The organism is Niveispirillum sp. GW835-FHT14G11 (genome assembly GCF_058793615.1).
The window spans coordinates 640,212-663,544 of the sequence record NZ_JBXAFZ010000001.1 but is presented as its reverse complement, the minus strand read 5'-3'; the positions used below and the strand labels follow the sequence as shown (position 1 = coordinate 663,544).

The following is a 23,333-nucleotide window of genomic DNA, read 5'->3' as shown; positions in this document are numbered from 1 at the left end:
TCACACTCTTTCAGCCTGGCGTAGATGCTGCTTCATGCGGCCCAGCGCGACCGACAGCGCGTCGCGCTCCGCCGGGGGATCGCCGCAATGGCGCAACACATATTCGGCCGTGCGCACCACGTCGCGCCAACGCGGGTTGCGGGGCAGCGTTTCCACCAGCAGATATTTGTCCAGCGTGCGGGTCTGGAGCGAGGAACGGTCCATATAGACCCGCCACAGGCCGCTTTCCTCCGCCAGCTCGATCTTGCCCTTGCGCTTGGCCTTCTGCCAGTAATCCAGCGCCAGGGTCATCACGTCCACGATGCAGCGGCGGTACCCTTCATCGGCATCCAATGCCGCGGCATGGTCGCCCTCCTCACCATGGTCGTGATGCTCCGCCTCCTCCGCCACCGGGGCGGGGGTGGGAATCGGGGCCGGCTCCACCCGTTCGGGTAGGGTGGCTGGAACCGCCAAGGGCGGGGCCACATCCAACGGCGCCGAGGGGCCGATGGGCAGGGAGGCCGCATCCACGGGGGTGGGTGCAGGGTCACGCAAGGCGCGCATGAACAGGGCGATGGCACCGGCACCGGCCAATAGCAGCAGCCACTTTATATAAGAGAGGCCGCCCGCCAGCGTGCCCCCATCCGACAGCACCATATAGCGCCAGCCGCCATCCGCCAGCATGCTGGCATCCTGCTTTGTCCAGCCTTTCAGCCGGTCGGCGGCCGGCGCGCTGGCCACCATGTTGCCGGCGGGGTCCAGCAGGGCGAAGCCGATGCCGTCCTGGGCGATGCCGGCAAGCCGTTCCTGCACCGCGGCGATGGGCAGACGGAAGGCCACCACCCCTTCCACCGTGCCGTGGCGGACCACGGGCCGGCCCAGCAGCATGCCGTGGCTCTGGTCCAGCGGCAGCGGCTGGGTCAGCACCATCACCTGTTCGGGGCTTTGTGCCTGCGGAATGCGGCCCATCACCTCGCGGAACAGGCCGCCCAGGGCCGAATCCCGCTGCCGCGCGGCGGCCAGATCGGCGCCGAAGGCGGCATCCTTGCGCAAGGAATAGACGACGCGGCCGAACCGGTCGATCAGGTAGAGATCGTCGAAGACGGTGGAGGCCAGCAGGTCGCGGAAGCTGGCATGGAACCGGTCATGCACGGCGGCATAGGCGGTGAGTGCCGCGGGGATATCGGCCGGTGCCGCGTCGCCCGGCGGATATGCGGCGCGCAGGATGGCGGCCGCCCGCTCCGGATCGGGCGATATCTGCTGAAAGGCCGACGCGAACCCGTAATAGCGGCCCACGGAATAGCCGATGAAGCTGGTCGAGGCAAAGGCGGAGCTTTGGCTGCGGGCATTCTGGACCAGGGTGCCCAGTTCACGGTCCACGGTGCGGCTGGCATTGACGATCTGAATATCGACCTTGTCATCAACCGCCAGGGCCATGAAAAACAGCGACGCCACCAGCACAGCGACAAGGGGTCCGCCAAGTTTCAGGGCCGCCTTTACATCCAGTCTGGACAATCCCACCTTGCATGCCCCCTGGCGTCTTTTGTGCGCCTTGTGCTGTTCCATGGTTTTGGTGTGTTCACCAGGGACAATCGATGACATCCCCCGCACATGCACGCCACCATACCGTCAATTTCGTTGATCCGGCAAGGAGGGCTTGATCGGATCGGCGGGGCGGATCAAGGCTTTGCGCGAGCGTCGGGCATTCGCGCAACAGTCGCTGCCCCGCCCCCTTCCCCGACAATCCGTGCAAGGCAGGCATCATGGCTTCCCCCGCTTCGTCGCGGCCGCTGGCCGTCATCTTCGGCGCCCCCGACCCGGTGCTGAGTGCTGATCAGAAGGCCTTCTATCGCGATGCCGACCCGCTGGGCCTGATCCTGTTCAAGCGCAATTGCGAGAGCCCGGATCAGGTGCGCCGCCTGTGCGATGATTTCCGCACCGCCGTGGGCCGCGCCGATGCGCCCATCCTGATCGATTTCGAAGGGGGCGAGCATCAGCGCATGGAGCCGCCGGTCTGGCCCGCCTTCCCGGCGCCGGCCGCCTTCGGTCGCCTGTATGCAAAGGATGCGCTGGCCGGATTGCGGGCCACCCGCCTGAATGGCGCTGCCATCGGCAGCCTGCTGCGCCAGCACGGCGTGACGGTCGATTGCGCGCCGCTGGCCGACGTGCCGGTGGCCGGGGCCGACCCGGTGATCGGCGAACGCGCCTTCGGGACCGATCCGGAGACCGTGACGGTGTTGGCCCGGGCCTTCATGGATGGCATGGCGTCTGTCGGCGTCACGCCCATCATCAAGCACATCCCCGGCCACGGGCGGGCGCTCGTGGACAGCCATAAGGACCGGCCGTTCGTCGATACCGACTTGGGTGAGTTGGACCGCACGGATTTCCTGCCCTTTGCCCGACTGAACCGCACCGCGCCGTGGGCCATGGTCGCCCATGTCGTCTATACTGGCGTCGATGCGGACAACCCGGCAACCATCTCCAGAGACGCGGTTCAGAAGATCATCCGCGACCGCATCGGCTTCGACGGCGTCCTGATCTCCGACTGCATCTATATGGAAAGCCTGGGCGGCACGCTGGCCGAGCGTGCGGCCGCCGTGCAAGCGGCGGGCGTGGATATCGTGCTGTCCAGCCATGGCGATGTCGATGAATGGACGCCCATCGCCGCCGCGGTGAAGCCGCTGACCGACGCCGCGGCCTCCCGCCTGGCCCGGCCGTTGCCGCCGGCGGGGGCGCTGGTTGATGTGGATGCGGCGTTGACAGAAATCGCCGCCTTGCTGGCACTGGTGTGAAGCGTTTGAACAATTGGATGGGTTGTCGGGTAACAATCCATCCAATTGCTGTCAAAACCCCGCCGATAATGGCGGTGAACGACGAAATCAACGAAGTTGCGTGCTAGCCCTGTCGGGTCTGTCTGCCCGACAGTCGGTGCCAACGGAACAGGCTCGAAACAATGGGCCGGCCGGCAAACAGGGATTTACGGGATGAAGTTCTTGCGCACTCTGGCCGCACTCGCGGCCCTGCTGCCGGCGACGGCGGTTTCTACACAGGCGCTGGCCCAGGCAGCACCTGTGTTGAACCCGTCCACCGTCACCGTGGTGGCCAATTTCTCCACCGGCTGGGTGCGCAACTTCAATCCCTATAACGAGACGACGCGGCTCTATTCCGCGCGGGAATTCGCGTATGAGCCACTGATCATCTTCAACACCCTGCATAATGGCCGCCCGCATTACCGGCTGGCCACGGGGTACGATTTCTCCAAGGACCTGCTGAAGCTGACCTTCACCCTGCGCGACGGCGTGCAATGGTCTGACGGGCAGCCTTTCACGGCCAACGATGTCGTCTTCACCTATGAGATGCTGAAGCGGTACCGGGGCCTGGACACGCTCGACATCTGGGAACGCCTGGCGGCCGTGGAGGTGCTAGATGCCCATACGGTGGTCTTCACCCTGAAGCGGGTGAACGCCAACAGCCTGTTCGAGTTGGCGCGCATCCCGGTGGTGCCCAAACATATCTGGTCGAAGGTGGCGGACCCCGTCACCTTCACCAACCCCGATCCTGTGGGCACCGGCCCGATGACGGAGGTGCGGCGCTTCACCAACCAGCTTTATGTCCAGTGCCGCAACCCGCATTACTGGGACGCCGCCAGCCTGAAGGTCGATTGCCTTTCCTTCCCGCAGATCGGCAATAACGAACAGCTGCTGGCCGCCGCCCGCAATGGCAAGTTGGACTGGTTCGGCGCCTTCATGCCGGATATCGAGCGCACCTATGTTGCCGCCGATCCGGTGCATCACCGCTACTGGTTCCCGCCCGGCGGCACGGTGGCCGTGAACTTCAATTTCGACAGTCCGAATGTTGGCAATCGTGCCGCCTTCCGGAACGTGAATTTCCGCCGGGCCGTTTCCATGGCCATGGACCGCCGCGCCATCGTCGATATCGCCGGCTATGGCTATCCCATCGTTAATGAGTATGCCTCGGGCCTGGGCCGTCTCTATCAGGACTGGATGAACCAGGATGCCGAGCGCCAGTTCGGCAAGTTCGCCAAGTATGACAAGGATGGTGCCCGCGCGCTGCTGGCCGAAAGCGGCTTCCGCGATGTGGATGGCGACGGCTATGTCGACAATCCCGACGGCAAGCCCATCCGCTTCGACATATTGGCGCCCAATGGCTGGACCGACTGGGTCAACACCACGCAGTTGGTGGTCGAAGGGCTGAACGCCATCGGCATCAATGCGCGGGTATCGACGCCGGAGCCGGCCAGCTGGGCGCAGAAGCTGATCCAGGGCGATTATGACATGGCCATCAATGGCTATTTCACCGGTGAGACGCCGCACCGGTCCTACGATACCGGCTTCCATTCCCGCTTCAGCGGCAAGACCCGGTCCGCCCCCACCCGCTTCAACGATCCGGAACTGAACGCCGCCCTGGACGCGTTTGTCGCCACCATCGATCCCACTGAACAGCGCAAGGCGATGGACAAGGTGCAGATGATCCTGGCGGCCAACAGCCCCTATGTGCCGCTATTCAGCAATCCGATCTGGTACGAATACAACACCAAGCGCTTCAAGGGCTGGTTCAACGCCGATAATCCGGTGGCCCGGCCCGACGTGTTCGACGGCACGCCGGAGCGGCTTCTCCATCTGCTGGCCCTGGAGCCTGTGGATGGCGGCTGACCCATAGCGGCCGTCCGGCCCGCCATCGAACCCACATTCCCCGTCTTTTCAGCAGATCTTCGGTTTCGGGAGAGGACCCAACATGGCCTTTCTTCTCCGCCGGATCGGATTTTACATCGCCGCCTTCATCGTGGCCGCGACGTTCAATTTCCTGATCCCGCGCCTTATGCCCGGCAATCCGGTGGACATCATGTTCGCCCAGGCGGGCGGTACCCTGCCGCCCGAAGCTCTGGCCGCGCTGAAGGAGACCTTCGGCTTCATCGACCAGCCCTGGCCAGCGCAGTTCGCGACATACCTGAGGAGCGTCTTCACCTGGGACCTGGGCCTGTCGGTGAAGTTCCATCCGCTGACGGTGAATGAGGTGCTGTGGCGGGCCCTGCCCTGGACCTTGATGCTGGTCCTGACCTCATCACTGATTGCGTTCGCCATCGGCAGCTTGGCCGGTATCCTGGCCGCCTGGCGCCGGGGTGGGGCATTCGACAGTATCGGCGCGCCCATCGCGCTGATGATGCAGGCCATGCCGCCGCTGGTCACCTCCCTGTTGGCGCTCTTCATCTTCGCCATCCACTGGCAGGTATTCCCCACGGGGTATGCGTACGCGCCGGAGATCGATCCCGGCTTCAGCCTGGAATTCTTCTGTTCCGTCTTCGAACATGCCTTCCTGCCCATCGTCACCATGGCGCTGGCCCAGGTCGGCGGCTACCTGATCACCATGCGCAACAGCATGATTAACCTGCTGGGCGAGGATTATATCGTGCTGGGCACGGCCAAGGGCCTGTCCGACCGGCGCCTGCGCATGGCCTATGCCGCCCGCAACGCGCTCTTGCCCACGGTCACCAGCTTCGCCATGACGCTGGGCGCGGCGTTCGGCGGGGCGCTGGTGACGGAGGTGGTCTTCAACTATCCGGGCCTGGGCTACACCCTGTTCCAGGGGATCACGGCGCGCGATTATCCGCTGATCCAGGGCCAGTTGCTGATCATGACTCTGGCCATGCTGACCGCCAATTTCATCGCCGACGTGCTTTACGTCGCCCTCGACCCCCGTCTGCGGAAGGGCTGATCCATGCGCGGCCTGCTCAACACCCTGCTCGCCAACCGCAAGGCCGCCATCGGCGCCGCCATCGTGGGCATCTTCATCCTGATCGCCCTGGCCGCTCCCCTGGTGGCCCCGTTCGACATCAACCAGCGCGTGGCCAGCCCGCATGAAGCCCCATCGGTGGACCATGTCATGGGCGCCACCCGCATGGGCCGGGACGTGCTGTCCCAGACCATTCATGGCACGCAGACCAGTCTGATGGTGGGTTTCGCGGCCGGCCTGCTGGTCACGGTCATCGGCACGGCGGTGGGCGTCACCGCCGGATATTTCGGCGGCAAGGTGGATGAGGTGCTGAACCTGTTCACCAACATATCGCTCGTCATCCCCAACCTGCCGCTGATGCTGGTTCTGGCCGCCTTCATCGGCCAGACGGGACCCTTCGTCATCGCCCTGATCATTGGGCTGACCAGTTGGGGATGGGGGGCCCGCGTCACCCGCGCCCAGACGCTGAGCCTGCGCCAGCGCGACTATATCCTGGCCGCCGAAATGCTGGGGGAGCCGGCCTGGCGGGTGATCGCGTTCGAGCTGCTGCCCAACCTGATCTCCATCATCGGCTTCAACTTCATTGGCTCCATCCTCTATTCGGTGATTACCGAGGCGACGATGGAGTTCTTAGGCCTGGGCGATCCCATGGTCGTGTCCTGGGGCACCATGCTCTATCACGCGCAATCGACCTCGGCGCTGCAGGTGGGGGCGTGGTGGGAGATGGCAGCCCCCTGTCTGGCGCTGGTGATCTTCGGGTCGGGCCTGTCGCTGGTGAATTTCGCGGTGGACGAGATCGCCAATCCCCGACTGCGGACCTTGCGGGTACCGGCCAAGGTACTGGCGGCCCTGACCCGCACCAATACCAGCCAAGGGGGTCCGGCATGAGCGCGCCCATCCTGTCCGTCCGCGACCTCAGCGTCGATTACGCCACGCCCAACGGCCTGACCCGCGCCGTCAAAAACGTCACTTTCGACATTGGCGCCGGTGAAGTGCTTGGTTTGGCTGGAGAGTCCGGTTCCGGCAAAAGCACGGTCGCCTTTGCCATCGCCCGCCTGCACCGGCCGCCCGCCTTCATCACCGGCGGGTCGATCAGCCTGGCCGGCACCGATGTCCTGGCCCTGAATGACCGCGAATTGCGCTCCTGGCGCTGGCGCGACCTGTCGGTGGTGCTGCAAAGCGCCATGAACGCCCTGAACCCCGTGCTGCGCGTGTCAGCCCAGTTCGCCGACATGTTCAAGGCGCACGGGGTGAGGGACAGGGCGGAGATCCGAGCCCGCACCGCCGACCTGTTGACCATGGTCGGCATCAAGCCCGACCGTATGGCGGATTATCCGCACCAGTTCAGCGGCGGCATGCGCCAGCGCATCGTCATCGCCATGGCCCTGGCCTTGAAGCCCAAGCTGGTGGTGATGGATGAGCCGACCACGGCGCTGGACGTGGTGGTGCAACGGGAGTTGCTGGAGGAGGTGGCGTCGCTGCGCCACCGGCTGGGCTTCTCCGTCCTGTTCATCACCCATGATCTGGCGTTGATGAGCCAGTTCTGCGACCGGGTGGGGGTAATGCTGCGCGGGGAGTTGATCGAGCTGTCCACCCCCGACGCGATGATATCCTCCCCGCAGCAGGATTACACGCGCCGCCTTTGGGCCTCCATCCCGCCGCTGCATCCAAGACCCGGTGAGACGCTGGTGCGCATGAAGGAGACGCCGCAATGAACGGATTGCCGGAACCGGGCACCCGCCCCGTGCTGGAGGCCCGCGGCCTGACCATGCGCTTCGGGTCGTTCTGCGCGCTGGACAGCGCCGATTTCAGCCTCTATCCCGGCCGCGCTCTGGCGCTGGTGGGGGAAAGCGGATCGGGCAAGAGCACCTGCGCCAAGCTGCTGACCCATGTGCTGACCGCCACGTCCGGCCATATCTTCCATGCCGGTCGCGACGTGACCAGCCTGTCGGGCCGCAAGGCGCTGCTGGCCTATCGCTCGGCCGTGCAGATGGTATTTCAGGACCCGTTTGCCGCATTGAACCCCGCCCACAATGTCGAACACCATCTGACAAGGCCCCTGGCCCTGCACCGGCCCGACCTGTCCCCCGCCCAGCGTCGCGAGGCGGTGGCCGACCTGCTGCGCGCCGTGGACCTGGACCCGGCGGTGGCCGGCCCCAAATTCCCGCATGAGATGAGCGGCGGCCAGCGCCAGCGCGTCAACCTGGCCCGGGCGCTGGCCGTCAACCCGTCGGTGATCATCGCGGATGAGCCGACATCGATGCTGGACGTGTCCATCCGCCTGTCGGTGCTGGACACGTTCCGGGAGCTTAAACGCGAGCGCGGCATCGCCATGCTCTACATCACCCATGACATCGCCACCGCCCGGTATGTGGCGGAGGAGACGGCGGTGATCTTCCGCGGCCGCATCGTCGAACGCGGCCCCACGGCACAGGTGATCGACAGCCCCCGCCATCCCTACACCCGCCTGCTGCTGGCCGCCGTACCGGAAGTGGGCAGCCCGTTCGGCGCCGGCAACAGCCTGGCCCCGCTGGCCGCCCAGGTCCGCGAAAGCTGCGACAAGCCGGGGGAGTTGCGGGAGGTGGCGCCGGGCCATTGGGTGCGCGAGGCGGTATGATCGGTTAGAATGGGTGATCCAATCAGGAGACCATTCGATGTCGCTGGTGATCTATGGCCACCCCTTCTCCTCCTACACGCAGAAGGTGCTGATAGCGCTATATGAGAATGACACTCCGTTCGAGTTCCGCTGCCTCGGCCCCGACCATCCCGATATCGCGGCGGAATGGCGGAAGCGCTGGCCGATCGCCAAATTCCCGCTGCTGGTCGATGGCGAGCGGCAGTTGGCGGAAACCAGTGTCATCATCGAGTATCTGCACCTGAACCATCCCGGCCCTGTCCGCCTGCTACCCACCGATCCGATGGCAGCCCTGGATGTGCGTTTCATGGACCGGTTCTTCGACCAGCATGTGATGAACGCGGCCCAGCATGCCGTGGATGGCGCCCTGACCGGCGACCCGACCAAACGCCGCGACGGCATGGCCCTGGCGGTGGAAAAGCTGGACCGGGCCTATCCCTGGCTGGAGAAATACCTGGCCGGCCGCACCTGGGCCGTGGGCGAAACGTTCAGCATGGCCGATTGCGCCGCCGCCCCATCGCTGTTCTATGCCGACTGGACACACAAGATCGCAAAGGATTTCCCCAACCTGCTTGCCTATCGCGCCCGCCTGCTGGCCCGCCCATCCGTGGCCAAGGCGGTGGATGGTGGCCGTCCCTACCGCCACCTGTTCCCGCTGGGTGCACCGGACCGGGATTAGGGATCGGTATAGCTGTCCGGGAAATGCCGGCGCCAGAGATCGACCAGCCGCGGATCATGGTCCACCCGCTCCGCCACGGCGACAATGCCAGGCGCCACCTTGCGAATCTCATCCCGCCGGGGCCGCCAGCGGGTCATCATGGAGATGTAGAGGTCAAGCGCCGTCAGTTCGGGCGTGCCCAGCAGCCAGGACCCGGCCACCGGCCTCAACGCGGTCTCCATGGTCGCCCAGCAGAACAGGGTACGGTCGATGGTCGACTGCTTCAGTTCGGCCGCCGCCTTCTCCCCCTGGACCCAGCGGTCGGCGACATCGCCCACCGTGTACATGGGATAGATCGCGGCCGGCAGATAGACCAGCCAGCGCAGGAAGGTGGGCCGCAGCGGGTCACCCGGCCCCGGCCCCAGCAGGCCCGGATGCCGTTCCATCAGCCACAGCAGAATGGCCACCGATTCCGTCATCACCGTGCCGTCGGGCAGCACCAGGGTCGGCACCTGGGCCAGCGGATTGACCGCCTTCAGCGCGTCCACGGCGGGAGAGGCGGCCCAATATTCGGCTTCCACATATTCGTAATCTTCGCGCGCTAGGGTGAAGGCCGCTTCCACCACCGACGAACCGCAGCCCGCCGCACCGTACAGCACCGTTTTCCCCGCCATGATCGCCCCCATTCGGCACAGGATGCTAGATGGGAACATATCACGAACAATCCCGCAAGCACGCAGTGGGGCTACCCCGTGGATTAGCGCATTGCCCGATGCCGCCCCAGGTGTTAGACACGACGCCGTTTGCCCGTCACAATCCCTGGCCCTGAAGCCCCCGACCGGAGCCCCCGCCCATGACCGTTACCGTCACCCCGACGCTGACCCGCGAGGAATGGCTCGCCAAGGCCCAGACCCTGTCGGAGGCGCTGCCCTATATGCGCCGCTATGACGGCAAGATCATCGTGGTCAAGTATGGCGGCCACGCCATGGGCAACCCGGAACTGGCCCGCCAGTTCGCCAACGACATCGTGCTTTTGAAGCAGGTCGGCGCCTATCCGATCGTGGTGCATGGCGGCGGCCCGCAGATCGGCAAGCTGCTGGACCGGCTGCAGATCAAGTCGGAATTCATCGACGGCCTGCGCGTCACCGACAAGGAGACGATGGAGATCGCCGAGATGGTGCTGTCAGGCAGCATCAACAAGGAGATCGTGGCCCTGATCAACGATGCCGGCGGCGATGCCATCGGCCTGTCGGGTAAGGATGACGACCTGATCGAGGCGCGCAAGGCCACCCGCACCAAGCGCGACCCCGACAGCAATATCGAACGGGTGGTCGATCTGGGCTTCGTGGGCGAGCCGTTCCGCATCAACCCGCAGATCCTGCACAAGCTGCGCCATGCCGGCTTCATCCCCGTCATCGCCCCCATCGGCATCGGCGAGGATGGCCAGACCTATAATATCAACGCCGACACCGCCGCCGGCGCCATCGCCGCCGCCATCGACGCCTCGCGCCTGCTGCTGCTGACCGATGTGGCCGGCTTCCTGAACAAGCAGAAGGAACTGGTGCCGGAACTGTCGGTGTCGGAGGCGCGCACCGCCATCAATGATGGTACGGCCCTGGGCGGCATGATCCCCAAGCTGGAAACCTGCATCGACGCCGTGGTCGGCGGGGTGGAGGGCGCGGTGATCCTTGACGGGCGCGTCCCGCATGCCATCCTGCTGGAGATCTTCACCGAGGGCGGTGCCGGCACCCTGGTCGGCAAGAAGTAGCCCTTTGCCAACTTACCGACAGGTCGGGCTGATGGCGCGCATGCACCTGATCCATGGGCCGCAAGGGGCCGCCAAATCCGCCTATGCAAGGCAACTGGCGGCGGATCTGCCGGCCGTGCGCTTTTCCATCGATGAATGGATGTCGGCGCTGTTCGTGCCGGACATGGTGCCGCCGCTCGATATGGGCTGGCTGAACGAGCGGCTGGCGCGCTGCGAAACGCTGATCTGGGACATGGCGGGCGCCACCCTGCGCGCTGGTGGCGACGTGGTCATGGATCTGGGTTTCCTGCGCCGGGAACAGCGGGACACGGCCCGGCGGCGGGCGACCCTGCTGGGCTGCGACCTGCTGTTCCACATGCCCGACGGTCCGCGTGACGCGCGCTGGAGCCGTGTGGTGAAGCAGGCGGATTTCCCAGGCGACGAGGTGCCGGGACATGAGGGCCCGGCACCTGAGTTCGATCCGCCGAGTGCACACGAAATGGGCTGCGCGCATGCGGTCACCTTGTAGGTCAGGTCGAGCCGACGGCGAGCCCTGACCTACAACGGCGCCGCCGCCATCGCCGCCTTGTAGGCATCCACATAATGCCGAGCGCTGGCCGCCCAGGACACGTCGCGCGCCATGGCGGTCCGCTGAACCGCACGCCAGCGGTCCGTCTGCGGATGCAAAGCCAGCGCCCGGTCGATGGCGTTGATGAAAGACGGCACCGTGACGGGGCCGAAGGTGAAGCCGGTGGCGGTGCCATCGGACAGGGCGTCGTCGGTGCAGTCAGTCACCGTATCGGCCAGCCCGCCGACGCGCGACACCAGCGGCAGGGTGCCGTAGCGCAGGGCATACATCTGGGTCAGGCCGCAAGGTTCGAACCGCGACGGCACCATCAGCACGTCCACGCCCGCCTGCAACCGGTGCGACAACGCCTCGTCATAGCCCAGCACCAGCCCGACCCGCCCCGGATAATGCCGGGCCGCCCCGGCCAGCGCCTGTTCCAGCGCCGCCCCACCCGTGCCCAGCACGGCCAGTTGCGCCCCGCGCGCCACCAGATGCGGGATGGCCTGCACCACCAGGTCGATGCCCTTCTGGTCGGTCAGGCGGCTGACGATGCCGAACAAGGGGGCATGGATGTCGGGCGACAGGCCGAAGGCGCGCTGGATGTCGGCCTTGTTCGCCTCCTTGGCGGGCAGGGTGGCGGCATCGTACCGGGAACTGATCTGCGGGTCGCGGGCGGGGTCCCAGGCGGCTGTGTCGATACCGTTCAGAATGCCGTGCAGCACGTCGGCGCGGGCGCGCAGCAGCCCATCCATGCCGAAGCCGAAAATCTCCCCCTGGATTTCCGTGGCATAGGTCGGGCTGACCGTGGTCAGGCGGTCGGAATAGACGAGCGCCGCCTTCAGGAAGGACAGCTGGCTGTAGAATTCGAAGCCCTGCGGCGTGAACCCGTCCCAGGGCAGGCCCAGTGTCGGCACCGTTTCCGCCGGGTACAGGCCCTGGAAGGCCAGATTATGGATGGTGAACACCATGCCCGGCCGCTTGGCCCCCGCCAGCGGCCAGAGCGGGAAATGCAGATGGGCGGCGGCCAGACCGGCCTGCCAGTCATGGCCGTGCAGCACGTCGGGCTTCCACGCCCCCCGCCCCATGGCCCCATCGCCATCCAGCCCGATCAGCGCCGCCACCCGGCCCAAGGCGGCAAAGCGCAGATGATTGTCGGACCAATCCTTGCCGTCCGGCCCCAGGTATGGATTACCCTTGCGCCCGAAGAAGCTGGGGATGTCCAGGGCATAGACGGTGCCACCATCGACGCCGCGCCCCGAGACCAACCGCGCCGGGGCGGCGGATGGCAGACCGGGCAGGCCACGCAGGTCGCGCAGCAGCTTGATATTCTCCAGCCGCTCCAGCACGCCCGGATATCCGGGGATCAGCATGCGGACATCCACGCCCTCCGCCCGGAGTGCTGCCGGCAGGGCGCCGGCCACATCCCCCAGGCCACCGGTCTTCACATAGGGCAAGCATTCCGACGTGACGAAAAGAACGCGCATGATGGGGTCCGGGCTGTTGATCGGGGCGGCAACCGCCAGCTATGAGTGAACGTATCGCGGGCTTTCAGCAAGCGTGTCTTGATCGCCGCCGCAGACCTCACGCACGATCCCGCGCAGCCAGCGATGGGCCGGGTCGGCGTCCAGCCTTGGATGCCAGAGCAGCGACACGGTGACGGCCGCAATCTCGAATGGCAACGCGAACCCCACCATGCCGGTGCGCAGCACTGCCGTGTGCCGGGCCGATACGGTGGCCACCAGATCGCTGCCCCGCGCCACGGCCAATGCCCCTGCATAGCCCGCGACATAGGCCGCGATCCGCCGCTCCCGGCCCAGCGCCTCCAGCGCGGTATCGATCGGTCCCTTGTCCGGCCGGGCGCGGGTGACGGCGACATGTGCCGCCGCCGCATAATCCTGCACCGTCACGACACTGCCGGCCAGCGGATGGCCAGCCCGCACCACACCGATGAACCGGTCGCGGAACAGGGCATGGGCGCGCAGCTCCGGCCCCGTCTCCCGCCCGATGACGCCGGTTTCCAGATCGACGGTGCCGTCGCGTAGCGAGGCCGCATCCCGGTCGGGCTTGGCCATGAAACGCAGGCGGGCGCCGGGTGCGGCCCGGGCCACACGTGTGACCAGATCGGCGCCGAACGTCTCCACGAACCCGTCGCTGGCCCGCAGGGTGAACACCCGGTCCAGGCGGGCCAGGTCCAGCGACGCGGCCGGCCGCAGGGCGGCGTGGGCCTGTTCGACCAGGGGCCCGACCTGCCCCCGCAATTCCAGGGCGCGCGGCGTCGGCACCAGCCCCCTGCCCGCGCGCACCAGCAGCGGATCACCCGTCGCGTCGCGCAGCCGCGCCAGCGCCCGGCTCATGGCCGACGGGCTGAGACGCAGGCGGCGGGCAGCCCTGGCCACGCTGCCCTCCTCCAGCAGCACATCCAGGGTCACCAGCAGGTTCAGGTCGGGCGTGATCATGGGTGCCAAGCCTAACATAGATGGCGTTCGATGCACTATTTGAATGCAACCACTGCGTCTTCCGCCATGTCACCCGATGCCATAGCGTCGGCCAGGTGGATGACAGGGCGACGGAGCGGGCGATGGCAATGGACAATGATAGTGACAAGGGCGGCCGATGGGCCCTGCCCAGCCTGTCCCTTTCCATCCTGCTGTCAGCACTGGGCACCAGCATCGCCAATGTCGGCCTGCCCGCCATCGCCGATGGTCTGGATGTGCCGTTCGGGCAGGTGCAATGGGTGGTGCTCTCCTATCTGCTGGCCGTCACCACCCTGATCGTCGGGGCCGGCAAGCTGGGCGACCTGCTGGGGCGCCGTCGGCTGCTGCTGTCCGGCATGGGGCTGTTCACGATCGCCTCCGCCCTGTGCGGCATGGCGCCGTCGCTGAGCCTGCTGGTGGCCGCCCGCGGGCTGCAGGGGATGGGGGCGGCGATCATGATGGCCATGTCCATGGCCCTGGTTGGCGGCACGGTGGATCGGGCGCGGACGGGCCGCGCCATGGGGATGCTGGGGTCGATGTCCGCGGTCGGCACCGCGCTGGGCCCGTCGCTGGGCGGGATGATCATTGCGGTGACCGGCTGGCACGGGCTGTTCCTGGTCAATGTACCGCTGGGCCTGGCCGCCTTGGTGCTGATCCGCCGGCATGTGCCGGATGATGGGCGGGGCGCTGGCGGCGCGAAGGGCTTCGACCTCGCCGGCACGCTGCTGCTGGCGGCGGCCCTGGCTTCCTATGCGCTGGCCATGAGTGTGGGGAATGGAATGGGCGGATCGGGCGCGGCACTACTGACCGCATCGGTGCTGCTGGCCGGGCTGTTCGTGCTGTGGCAAAGGCGGGCGACAGTCCCGCTGCTGCACCTGTCGCTGTTTCGCGACGGGGGCCTGTGCGCAGGCCTGGCCGCCAATCTGCTGGTTTCCGCCGTGATGATGGCGATGCTGGTGGCGGGGCCCTTCTATCTGATGCGCGCCCTGGGGCTGTCACCGGCGGCGGCTGGATTGGCCCTGACCCTGGGGCCCTGCATCTCTGCCCTGGCCGGCATCCTGTCCGGCCGGGCCGTGGACCGGTTCGGCCCGGCGCGCATGGTACCAACGGGGCTGGCGGGGGTGGGCGCAGGCGGGCTGCTGCTGGCCGCCATTGGCACGCGCTGGGGGCTGCCGGGCTATCTGGCGCCCATCGCCGTGATGACCAGCGGTTACGCCCTGTTCCAGGCCGCCAACAATACCGACGTGATGGGCGGCCTTGCACCGGAGGGGCGCGGGCTGGTCTCCGGCCTGCTGAATCTGTCGCGCAATCTGGGCCTGATCACCGGGGCCGCAGCGCTGGGCCCCGTGTTCGCCCTGGCCACCGGCACACCCGACATGGCCGCGGCGGCACCGGATGTCGTGGAGACGGGGATCCGGGCGGCATTCCTGGTCTCGGGCGTGCTGGTCAGTGGGGCCATCGTTCCGGTCATCCTCATGCGGCGATGAAACGGATCACATCCTCCCATCGCCCGGCAATGGCGGTTCATTCGCCGCATTGCGCAGAAAGGGCAGCATGTCTTCCGGCTGTGATCCATGACCACGACGAGCCAGCAACTCCACCGCCATCTCGACAGCGCCAATCTTCTCCGCCACCGCGACGGCGATCCACTGGTTCAGTGATACACCATCTTCCTTCGCCAAACGCTGTGCGGCCGTCTTAACAGAGGCCGGCAACTTAAGCAGGTAAGAGGACTTGCTCATTGCATATGCTCCTTGATGACCAATCCAGGCGGAACAACCCGCAGGCCGAATCTTTCAGTCACGCCGGCAAAGTCGCGGACATTGTGGGTGATCAGCGCATCCGCCCGCCCATTAACCGCTGCCTCCAGCACCATTTCGTCGCCTGGATCACCCAGTTGCGGACGCCAGCGGAACCGCAACTCCACAGGCTCCGCCGCTGATGCAAAAGCGTTCAGGAACCGATCAACAGCATCCATATCGAAGCCGTGAACATGGCGCTGTTCGGGCCGCTTCAAGACTTCCTCATATTCGTAGAACAAGGCCGACGTCACCAAAGGCACCAATCGCCTCGTTGCCACGAGCGTAAGGACGGCGTTGCTGGCCCCGCTGGCGCTGCGCAGGGCAGCCGCCACCACATTAGTATCCAGCACCACCCGTCTTAGCATCATTCTATATATCTCCGGCGATATATCAAACCTTCTTGAACCATCACATTCGCGCCACCGGACAATCCATCCCCGCCGGGGAACGGGTGAAGATTTCCACGCCCTCCTCCGTCACGCCGACCGTATGTTCGAACTGCGCCGACAGCGACAGGTCGCGGGTGATGGTGGTCCAGCCATCGGGCAGGGTGCGTACGCCGGGACCACCCTGGTTGAACATCGGCTCGATGGTGAAGACCATGCCGGGCACCAGCATCATGCCTTTGCCGGGCTTGCCGAAATGCATCACGTCGGGCGCGTCGTGGAAGATGCGGCCGATGCCGTGGCCGACATAGTCGCGCACCGTGGAATAGCCGACAGCCTTTCCCACCTTCTCGATGGCGTTGCCGACATCGCCCAGGTGCCGGCCGGGCGCCACCTGCGCGATGCCGGCCATCATGGCGTCATAAGTGGTACAGACCAGATGGGCGGGTTTAGGCCCGACCTCCCCCACCAGATACATGCGGGACGTATCGCCGTACCAGCCATCGACGATGGCGGTGACATCGACATTGACGATGTCACCCGCCCTCAGCCGCATCCGGTCGGACGGGATGCCATGGTTGACGACATGGTTGGGCGAAATGCAGCAGGATGCCGGAAAGCCGTGATAGCCCAGCGTGGCCGGCACCGCCCCTTCCGCCCGCAGAAAAGCCTCCACCGCCGCATCGACCGCCGCCGTGGTGACACCGGGCTGCATCAAGGGCGCGATATGATCCAGGCAAGCCGCCGCCACGGCACCTGCACGATGCAGGGCCGCGAAGGCCGCCCTGCCATGCAGGGGGACCCGCCTGCCCAGCGGGTCCAGCACGAAACTGCCCGGATAGGTCTTCATCGCTTTTGCCCTACCTCAGTCGCCGGTGCCCCCATCCGGGGTCTTGGCTACGCCGCACGGGTGGCGCGGCGGCAGTCGCCGCCGACCCGGGTCCGGGCAATGAGGCTTGCCCGGACCCGGGGAGCATCACCCGATCAGCCCTTCAGCCGGTCCAGCATCTCCTGCGTGATCAGGACCACGCCATTTTCCGACCGGTAGAAGCGGCGCGCATCCTCATCCGCATTCTCACCCACCACCAGACCGGCGGGGATCAGGCAGCCACGATCGATGACCACCTTGGTCAGGCGCGCGTTCCGGTTGATCTCCACCTCCGGCAGGATGACGGCATCCGTCACCTCGCAATAGGAATGGACCCGCACCTTGTTGAACAGGATGGAACGGCGGATGACGGAACCCGACGTGATGCAGCCGGCTGACACCATGCTGTCCACCGCCATGCCGCGTCGTCCATCATCGTCGAACACGAACTTCGCAGGCGGCAGTTGTTCCTGATAGGTAAAGATCGGCCATTCCCGGTCATAGAGATCCAGGTCGGGTGAGACCTTGCACAGGTCCATGTTGGCTTCCCAATAGGCATCGACGGTGCCCACGTCACGCCAATAGGCCACGCCCGGCTGGGCGCGGTTGCGCACGCAGCTTTCGCTGAAATGATGGGCCATGACCTTGGCCGTCTTCACCAGATAGGGGATGATGTCCTTGCCGAAATCGCGCGAGGACGTCTGGTCCTTCGCGTCGCGTTCCAGATGGCTGTAGAGGAAATCGGCATTGAAGATGTAGATGCCCATGGAAGCCAGCGCCATGTCGGGCTTGCCCGGCATGGCGGGGGGATCGGCCGGCTTTTCCAGGAAGCTGACGATACGGTTGTCGCCATCGACATGCATGACGCCGAAGCCCGTCGCCTCCATCCTGGGCACCTCGATGCAGCCCACGGTCACGTCCGCGCCGGTGCGGATATGGCTGGCCAGCATGTTGGCGTAATCCATCTTGTAAATATGGTCGCCGGCCAGGATCAGCACGAACTCCGCCTTGTGCGAGCGCAGGATGTCCAGGTTCTGAAAAACGGCGTCGGCCGTGCCTTGGTACCAGCTCGTCTCATCAATACGCTGCTGGGCGGGCAGCAGGTCGATGAATTCCCCGATCTCACCACGCAGGAAATTCCAGCCGCGCTGCAGGTGGCGCAGCAGGGAATGCGACTTGTACTGGGTGATGACGGAGATGCGGCGGAAGCCGGAATTGATGCAGTTCGACAGGGCGAAATCGATGATGCGGAACTTGCCCCCGAAATGCACCGCCGGCTTGGCGCGGCGGTCGGTCAGCTGCTTCAGCCGGCTGCCGCGACCGCCCGCCAGGACCAGGGCAAGTGCATGTCGCGGCGCCTGCCGCAGGTCGCGGTCCAGACGCTGTTCGGACTGACTGGTCACCAATTCCCCATCCTCCCCGGATCTCGCATTGTGCCGGCCGCTTCGACCGGCGGCTATGTTGCATGGTGATGGTGTCATATGCGGAGCATCGGGTCACGCCTGGATACGTATGGAACGCCACCGATCCCGGGCAGGGCAGACAACGAAAAGGCGAAGGGGATGCACGCTATCCGTTCGGGCCTGGGTTACCGCATGCACCCGAATGTCTGCCTATTTTTTAATCTGTCACATTTTTAGCCGCTGAATCGGGGTGCCCCGAATGGTGCACCACCCAGCATTGCATTGTAAGTGAACGGTTTTTCCAGGAAAGTCGCCGGCAGAAACAGCACAATTTTTGTGCAAACAAGGTGATTCCGACCGGAGTCGCAGGGTGACTGCGTGGATTCCGGTCAGGCGCCTCTTCCCCTCTAATGTAGGGATTCCGCCGGATTTCGCAACGGCACGGACTTTGAATAAGGGATGCCCGGCGTGTGCGGCGGCCGGTCGGCCCCGTGCCCACAAGAATGGGGAGCCAGATGAATCGTATGTTGAAGACCCTTTTCGCGGCGTGCCTGGCATTGGTTCCGGGCGTGGCCCTCGCTCAGGACGCGGCACCGACCCCGACGCTGGACAGCGGCAATACCGCATGGCTGCTGACGTCGACGGCGCTGGTGCTGTTCATGACCATCCCTGGTCTGGCGCTGTTCTATGGCGGCATGGTCCGCAAGCTGAACGTCCTGACCATGGCGATGCAGAGCTTCGCCATCGCGGCCCTGGTCTCGGTGCTGTGGGTTGTTGTCGGTTTCAGCCTGGCCTTCGGTCCCGGCAATGCCTATATCGGTGACCTGAGCCGGGCCTTCCTGTCCGGCCTGGAAGTTGGCAGCCTTTCCGGCACCATTCCGGAATCGGTGTTCATCGCTTTCCAGATGACCTTTGCCATCATCACCCCGGCGCTGATCACCGGCGCCTTCGCTGACCGTATGAAGTTCTCGGCCCTGCTGCTGTTCACGGCACTGTGGTCCCTGCTCGTCTACAGCCCGGTCTGCCACTGGGTGTGGGGCGGCGGCTTCCTGATGGGCGATGGTGTGCTGGATTATGCCGGCGGCACCGTCGTTCACATCAATGCTGGCGTCGCCGGTCTGGTGGCCGCCATCATTCTGGGCAAGCGCAAGGGCTATGGCACGTCGGACATGAAGCCTCACAACCTGGTCCTGTCGCTGATCGGTGCCGCCATGCTGTGGGTGGGCTGGTTCGGCTTCAACGCCGGTTCCGCGGTTGCCGCTGATGGCCGTGCGGGTATGGCCTTGCTGGTGACGCAGGTCGCCGCCGCCACGGCTACGCTGGCCTGGGTGTTCGTGGAATGGGGTGTGAAGGGCAAGCCCTCCGTGCTGGGGGCTGTCTCTGGTGCTGTGGCCGGTCTGGTCGCCATCACCCCGGCTGCCGGCTTCGTCGGTGTTGATGGTGCACTGGGCATCGGCGTCGCCGCCGGCATCATCTGCTACTTCGCCTCCACGACGCTGAAGCATGCCTTGAAGTATGATGACAGCCTGGATGTCTGGGGTGTGCATGGTGTTGGCGGTATCGTCGGCGCCATCCTGACCGGTGTCTTCGCCAAGGCCGCCATCGGCGGGACCGCTGGCGCGCTGGAAGGCAATATCGGCCAGGTGTGGACGCAGCTCTGGGGCATCCTGGCCACTGTCGTCTGGTCCGCCGTTGCCACCGCCATCATCCTCTACGTCGTCAAGGCCATCACCGGCCTGCGCGTTGATGAGGATGCGGAACGTGACGGTCTGGATCTGGCTCTGCATGGCGAGAGCATCCAGTAAGGTCCTTCGGGCGAAAGCCTGAACATAAGACCGCCGCATCGGGCAACCGGTGCGGCGGTTTTGCTTTTGGGGGATGGATTGAAGCCCCTACGACTCCGTCATCCCGGCGAAAGGCGGGACCCAGGGGCCGCAGGATCAAACCTCGACGCTGCCTCTATCAACGCTGCTGAGAGGTCGGGCGCTTGGCCCCTGGGTCCCGGCTTTCGCCGGGATGACGGGAGAGGTGGTTCTCAACCCCTACCCCAACGTCAACACCACCTTGCCCGTCGCCTTGCGTCCCGACAAAAGGTGAAATGCCGTGGCATAGTCGGTCAGCGGCAAGGCGTGCGACACGTGGGGGCGCAGCTTGCCCTGCCCCCACAGGGCCAGCAACTCCATCAGGCTCTGGCCCAGGCGCTGCGGGTTGTGCTTGCGATAGGCCCCCCAGAACAGGCCCAGTACCGCACAGTTTTTGACCAGCAGCAGGTTGGCCGGCACCTGCGGGATGCGGCCCGCCGCATAGCCGATGGTGATGATGCGCCCGCACCAGGCCATGTTGCGCAGGGCGGCGTCGAAATAATCCCCGCCGACGGGATCGAACACCACATCCACACCCTTGGGCGCCAGTTCCTTCAACCGGGCCTTCAGGTCCTCGGCCGTGTAATCAATCACCTCATCCGCGCCATGCGCCTTCGCCACGGCCAGCTTCTCCGGTGAAGACGCGGCGGCGATGACCCGCGCGCCCATGGCCTTGCCGATCTCCACCGCCGTCAGCCCGACCCCGCCCGACGCACCCAGCACCAGCAGCGTCTCCCCCGCTTTCAGCTGCGCCCGGTCGGTCAACGCCAGATGGGAGGTGCCATAGGCCACGGGGAAGGCGGCAGCGGTGGTGAAGTCCATTTGGTCGGGAATGGGCAGGACGCCCGCCGTCTCCACCACCGTTTCCTCCCGGAAGGCGCCCTTGGCCGACAGGGCCATGACCCGCTGGCCGACCCTCAGGTGCCGCACCCCTTCGCCCAGTTCCGTCACGATACCGGCGCATTCCATGCCCGGCGTAAAGGGAAAGGGCGGCTTTTCCTGGTACTTGCCCTCGATGATCAGCGTGTCGGCGAAGTTCAGCGCCGCCGCCTTGACCGCGATCCGTACCTCCCCCGCCGAAAGATGCAGCGACGGCACATCCTCGATCGACAGCGTTTCCGGCGGGCCGAATGCTTTGCATTGCAGGGCCTTGGGCATGTCCATATTCCTCCCGTTGGTTCGTTCAAACAATTGTTTGAACTCTGGATCGGAAGGGGGATGCGGTCAAGGTCCGTCCTGCGTCATCTGCACCTGGATCGAAACAGGTTACCGCTTGATCCCCTCATCGGTCAGCACGACAACCGGATAGCCCCGATATTCCGCCGGGGCGCCATGGTCGGGCCCGGCCACGCGCAGGAAGATCTGCCCTTCGCCGATGCCGGTGCCCACGACCGGGCGGCCCGCGTCCGTCAGTTCCTTGAACAGGGTGCGGGCGGCGTCGGCCAGGGGATGCTTTTCGGGGGGCTGCGGATCGGTCATGGGGCTTTTGGGGTCCGGTCAAGTCGGCCGACACTCTGCCCCACCCTCATTGCCGGGTCCAGTCCCGCATTCCGGCCCCATGCGGCGCCGGCGGCCAAGGGCGTGATGCAACCGTACCCCAACCTCACCGCATAACAACCGTTCCATGCGTCCATGGCAAAACCATTGCGGCTGGCAAGGACGACTTTGGTCGCCGGTCCAAATCCTGTAACGGCGTTACGCGAGTTATGGTAACCGGTTACCATAAAAATGCTGATATCTTAACGGCTTATTCCCTGGGGCGATTCTGACGATCGGAAACGGAATTACCGGATTGCCGTTACAAAACCCGCTTTCCATGGCCTCGATCGATCCTTTCGCCCGATCAGGCACTTCCTTTCCATCCAGTGGGAATTGGCTTTGCGACCATGACGTGGTGGCCCTGGAAAGCTTCACAAAGATTACCGGATGCGTCATCGTGCGGCGGCATAATGATAGCCGGCATAATCCTGAAATGGAGCGCCGGCACCCTGGGTCGCCTGCCGAGACTTTAGGAACTTTCAAGAGGGGGAATCGGATCGAATGAAAATCGCCATTCCGAAGGAACGCCGGGCGCATGAGCTGCGGGTCGCAGCCACGCCCGACACTGTCCGCAAATATATCGGGCTCGGATTCGAGGTCGTGGTCGAGGCCGGGGCCGGCCTGGGGTCCGCCATCACCGACGAGGCCTTTACCGCCGCCGGCGCCAGCGTGGCACCGGATGTGACCAGCACGCTGTCGGGTGCCGACATCGTCCTGAAGGTGCAGCGTCCGCTGGCCGCCGGCGAAGGGGCCGTGGACGAGCTGGCCCTTATCAAGCCGGGTGCCATCCTGATCGCCGCGCTGTCGCCCTATGGCGTGCCGGAGACGGTGGCCGCCTATGCCAGCGCCAAGATCGACGCGTTTGCCATGGAGTTCATGCCGCGCATCACCCGCGCGCAGAGCATGGACATCCTGTCGAGCCAGTCGAACCTGGCCGGCTATCGCGCCGTGATCGAGGCCGCGAACGAGTTTGGTCGCGCCTTTCCGATGATGATGACTGCCGCCGGCACCGTCCCCCCCGCCCGCGCCCTGGTCATGGGCGCCGGCGTGGCGGGGCTGCAGGCCATCGCCACCGCCAAGCGCTTGGGCGCGGTGGTGTCGGCCACCGACGTGCGCCCGGCCACCAAGGAACAGGTGGAAAGCCTGGGCGGCACCTTCGTCGCGGTGATGGACGAGGAATTCCAGCAGGCCCAGACGGCCGGTGGCTATGCCAAGGAAATGTCCAAGGAGTATCAGGCCAAGCAGGCGGCCCTGATCGCCGAGACCATCAAGAAGCAGGACATCGTCATCACGACGGCCCTGATTCCCGGCCGCAAGGCGCCGGTGCTGATCACCGACGACATGCTGAAGACCATGAAGCAGGGGGCGATCCTGGTGGATCTGGCCTGCGAACAGGGGGGCAATGTCGAGGGTGCGGTGGCCGGCGAGGTGGTGGAGAAATATGGCGTGAAGATCGTGGGCCGCATCAACATGCCGGGCCGCATCGCCGTCGACGCCTCCGCCCTGTATGCCAAGAACCTGCTCAACTTCATCACACCGTTCGTCGACAAGGACGCCAAGGTGCTGAAGATGAACTGGGAGGATGACGTGGTGAAGGGCACGGGCCTGACCCGTGACGGCGCCGTGGTCCATCCGGCCTTCAACAAGCCCGCCGCCTGAGG

The 23,333-nt window shown here is 65.5% G+C and carries 22 protein-coding genes; 12 read left to right on the top strand and 10 right to left on the bottom strand.

What is annotated here, in order from left to right:
• Complete coding sequence (locus AC1Q7F_RS03250) at positions 1–1,500, bottom strand: hypothetical protein (RefSeq protein WP_492503740.1); 1,500 nt, start codon at positions 1,498–1,500, stop codon at positions 1–3.
• 242 nt (positions 1,501–1,742) lie between these two features.
• On the opposite strand from AC1Q7F_RS03250, the gene AC1Q7F_RS03245 reads away from it, so the two are divergent.
• The 7 genes from AC1Q7F_RS03245 (at position 1,743) to AC1Q7F_RS03215 (ending at position 9,044) form a co-directional block, all read left to right on the top strand.
• Positions 1,743–2,771 (top strand): glycoside hydrolase family 3 N-terminal domain-containing protein, encoded by a 1,029-nt coding sequence (locus AC1Q7F_RS03245; RefSeq protein WP_492503738.1) that lies wholly within the window; start codon positions 1,743–1,745, stop codon positions 2,769–2,771.
• 192 nt (positions 2,772–2,963) lie between these two features.
• Positions 2,964–4,652 (top strand): ABC transporter substrate-binding protein, encoded by a 1,689-nt coding sequence (locus tag AC1Q7F_RS03240; RefSeq protein WP_492503737.1) that lies wholly within the window; start codon positions 2,964–2,966, stop codon positions 4,650–4,652.
• Between the two features lie 82 nt (positions 4,653–4,734).
• Positions 4,735–5,712, top strand: a complete 978-nt coding sequence (locus AC1Q7F_RS03235) for an ABC transporter permease (RefSeq protein WP_492503735.1) — start codon at positions 4,735–4,737, stop codon at positions 5,710–5,712.
• A gap of 3 nt (positions 5,713–5,715) precedes the next feature.
• Complete coding sequence (locus tag AC1Q7F_RS03230; protein ID WP_492503733.1) at positions 5,716–6,618, top strand: ABC transporter permease; 903 nt, start codon at positions 5,716–5,718, stop codon at positions 6,616–6,618.
• Positions 6,615–7,445: an ABC transporter ATP-binding protein gene (locus AC1Q7F_RS03225; protein WP_492503731.1), complete on the top strand. Its 831-nt coding sequence runs from the start codon at positions 6,615–6,617 to the stop codon at positions 7,443–7,445. Before AC1Q7F_RS03230 ends, AC1Q7F_RS03225 begins: the two co-directional genes overlap by 4 nt.
• Positions 7,442–8,347, top strand: a complete 906-nt coding sequence (locus tag AC1Q7F_RS03220) for an ABC transporter ATP-binding protein (RefSeq protein WP_492503729.1) — start codon at positions 7,442–7,444, stop codon at positions 8,345–8,347. The genes AC1Q7F_RS03225 and AC1Q7F_RS03220 overlap by 4 nt, the downstream gene beginning before the upstream one ends.
• Before the next feature lie 37 nt (positions 8,348–8,384).
• Positions 8,385–9,044, top strand: a complete 660-nt coding sequence (locus tag AC1Q7F_RS03215; RefSeq protein ID WP_492503727.1) for a glutathione S-transferase family protein — start codon at positions 8,385–8,387, stop codon at positions 9,042–9,044.
• On the opposite strand, the gene AC1Q7F_RS03210 is transcribed toward AC1Q7F_RS03215, so the two are convergent.
• Positions 9,041–9,697, bottom strand: coding sequence for a glutathione S-transferase family protein (locus tag AC1Q7F_RS03210; protein WP_492503725.1), 657 nt, complete (start codon positions 9,695–9,697; stop codon positions 9,041–9,043). The two genes, AC1Q7F_RS03215 and AC1Q7F_RS03210, sit on opposite strands and share 4 nt — an antisense overlap.
• A 179-nt stretch (positions 9,698–9,876) precedes the next feature.
• On the opposite strand from AC1Q7F_RS03210, the gene argB reads away from it, so the two are divergent.
• Together argB and AC1Q7F_RS03200 are read left to right on the top strand one after the other, a co-directional pair.
• Complete coding sequence (gene argB / locus AC1Q7F_RS03205) at positions 9,877–10,791, top strand: acetylglutamate kinase (protein WP_492503723.1); 915 nt, start codon at positions 9,877–9,879, stop codon at positions 10,789–10,791.
• A gap of 31 nt (positions 10,792–10,822) precedes the next feature.
• A complete protein-coding gene (locus tag AC1Q7F_RS03200; RefSeq protein WP_492503721.1) occupies positions 10,823–11,299 on the top strand; it encodes a P-loop nucleotide/nucleoside kinase family protein in 477 nt (158 codons plus the stop codon).
• Between the two features lie 29 nt (positions 11,300–11,328).
• Here AC1Q7F_RS03200 and glgA read toward each other — a convergent pair whose 3' ends face one another.
• Complete coding sequence (gene glgA, locus AC1Q7F_RS03195; protein ID WP_492503719.1) at positions 11,329–12,822, bottom strand: glycogen synthase GlgA; 1,494 nt, start codon at positions 12,820–12,822, stop codon at positions 11,329–11,331.
• A 39-nt stretch (positions 12,823–12,861) separates the two neighbouring features.
• Positions 12,862–13,794 carry a LysR family transcriptional regulator gene (locus tag AC1Q7F_RS03190; protein WP_492503717.1) on the bottom strand — a complete coding sequence of 311 codons (933 nt, stop codon included), beginning with the start codon at positions 13,792–13,794 and terminating at the stop codon, positions 12,862–12,864.
• Between the two features lie 122 nt (positions 13,795–13,916).
• Here AC1Q7F_RS03190 and AC1Q7F_RS03185 point away from each other — a divergent pair, with 122 nt between their 5' ends.
• Complete coding sequence (locus AC1Q7F_RS03185) at positions 13,917–15,299, top strand: MFS transporter (protein WP_492503715.1); 1,383 nt, start codon at positions 13,917–13,919, stop codon at positions 15,297–15,299.
• 6 nt (positions 15,300–15,305) lie between these two features.
• Here AC1Q7F_RS03185 and AC1Q7F_RS03180 read toward each other — a convergent pair whose 3' ends face one another.
• From AC1Q7F_RS03180 to glgC, 4 genes are all read right to left on the bottom strand, one after another.
• Positions 15,306–15,554, bottom strand: coding sequence for a pilus assembly protein HicB (locus AC1Q7F_RS03180; protein ID WP_492503713.1), 249 nt, complete (start codon positions 15,552–15,554; stop codon positions 15,306–15,308).
• A complete protein-coding gene (locus tag AC1Q7F_RS03175; protein WP_492503712.1) occupies positions 15,551–15,979 on the bottom strand; it encodes a putative toxin-antitoxin system toxin component, PIN family in 429 nt (142 codons plus the stop codon). The genes AC1Q7F_RS03180 and AC1Q7F_RS03175 overlap by 4 nt, the downstream gene beginning before the upstream one ends.
• A gap of 43 nt (positions 15,980–16,022) precedes the next feature.
• Positions 16,023–16,850, bottom strand: coding sequence for a type I methionyl aminopeptidase (gene map, locus AC1Q7F_RS03170; protein WP_492503710.1), 828 nt, complete (start codon positions 16,848–16,850; stop codon positions 16,023–16,025).
• A 134-nt stretch (positions 16,851–16,984) separates the two neighbouring features.
• The gene (gene glgC / locus AC1Q7F_RS03165; protein ID WP_492503708.1) at positions 16,985–18,274 is read right to left on the bottom strand and encodes a glucose-1-phosphate adenylyltransferase; all 1,290 of its coding nucleotides are present in this window, start codon (positions 18,272–18,274) and stop codon (positions 16,985–16,987) included.
• Between the two features lie 512 nt (positions 18,275–18,786).
• On the opposite strand from glgC, the gene AC1Q7F_RS03160 reads away from it, so the two are divergent.
• The gene (locus AC1Q7F_RS03160) at positions 18,787–20,076 is read left to right on the top strand and encodes an ammonium transporter (RefSeq protein WP_492503706.1); all 1,290 of its coding nucleotides are present in this window, start codon (positions 18,787–18,789) and stop codon (positions 20,074–20,076) included.
• 237 nt (positions 20,077–20,313) lie between these two features.
• On the opposite strand, the gene AC1Q7F_RS03155 is transcribed toward AC1Q7F_RS03160, so the two are convergent.
• Positions 20,314–21,291 (bottom strand): NADPH:quinone oxidoreductase family protein, encoded by a 978-nt coding sequence (locus AC1Q7F_RS03155; protein ID WP_492503704.1) that lies wholly within the window; start codon positions 21,289–21,291, stop codon positions 20,314–20,316.
• A 108-nt stretch (positions 21,292–21,399) separates the two neighbouring features.
• The gene (locus AC1Q7F_RS03150; RefSeq protein ID WP_492503703.1) at positions 21,400–21,612 is read right to left on the bottom strand and encodes a hypothetical protein; all 213 of its coding nucleotides are present in this window, start codon (positions 21,610–21,612) and stop codon (positions 21,400–21,402) included.
• Positions 21,613–22,173: 561 nt separating this feature from the next.
• Here AC1Q7F_RS03150 and AC1Q7F_RS03145 point away from each other — a divergent pair.
• Complete coding sequence (locus tag AC1Q7F_RS03145) at positions 22,174–23,331, top strand: Re/Si-specific NAD(P)(+) transhydrogenase subunit alpha (protein WP_492503701.1); 1,158 nt, start codon at positions 22,174–22,176, stop codon at positions 23,329–23,331.
• Positions 23,332–23,333: the final 2 nt, after the last annotated feature.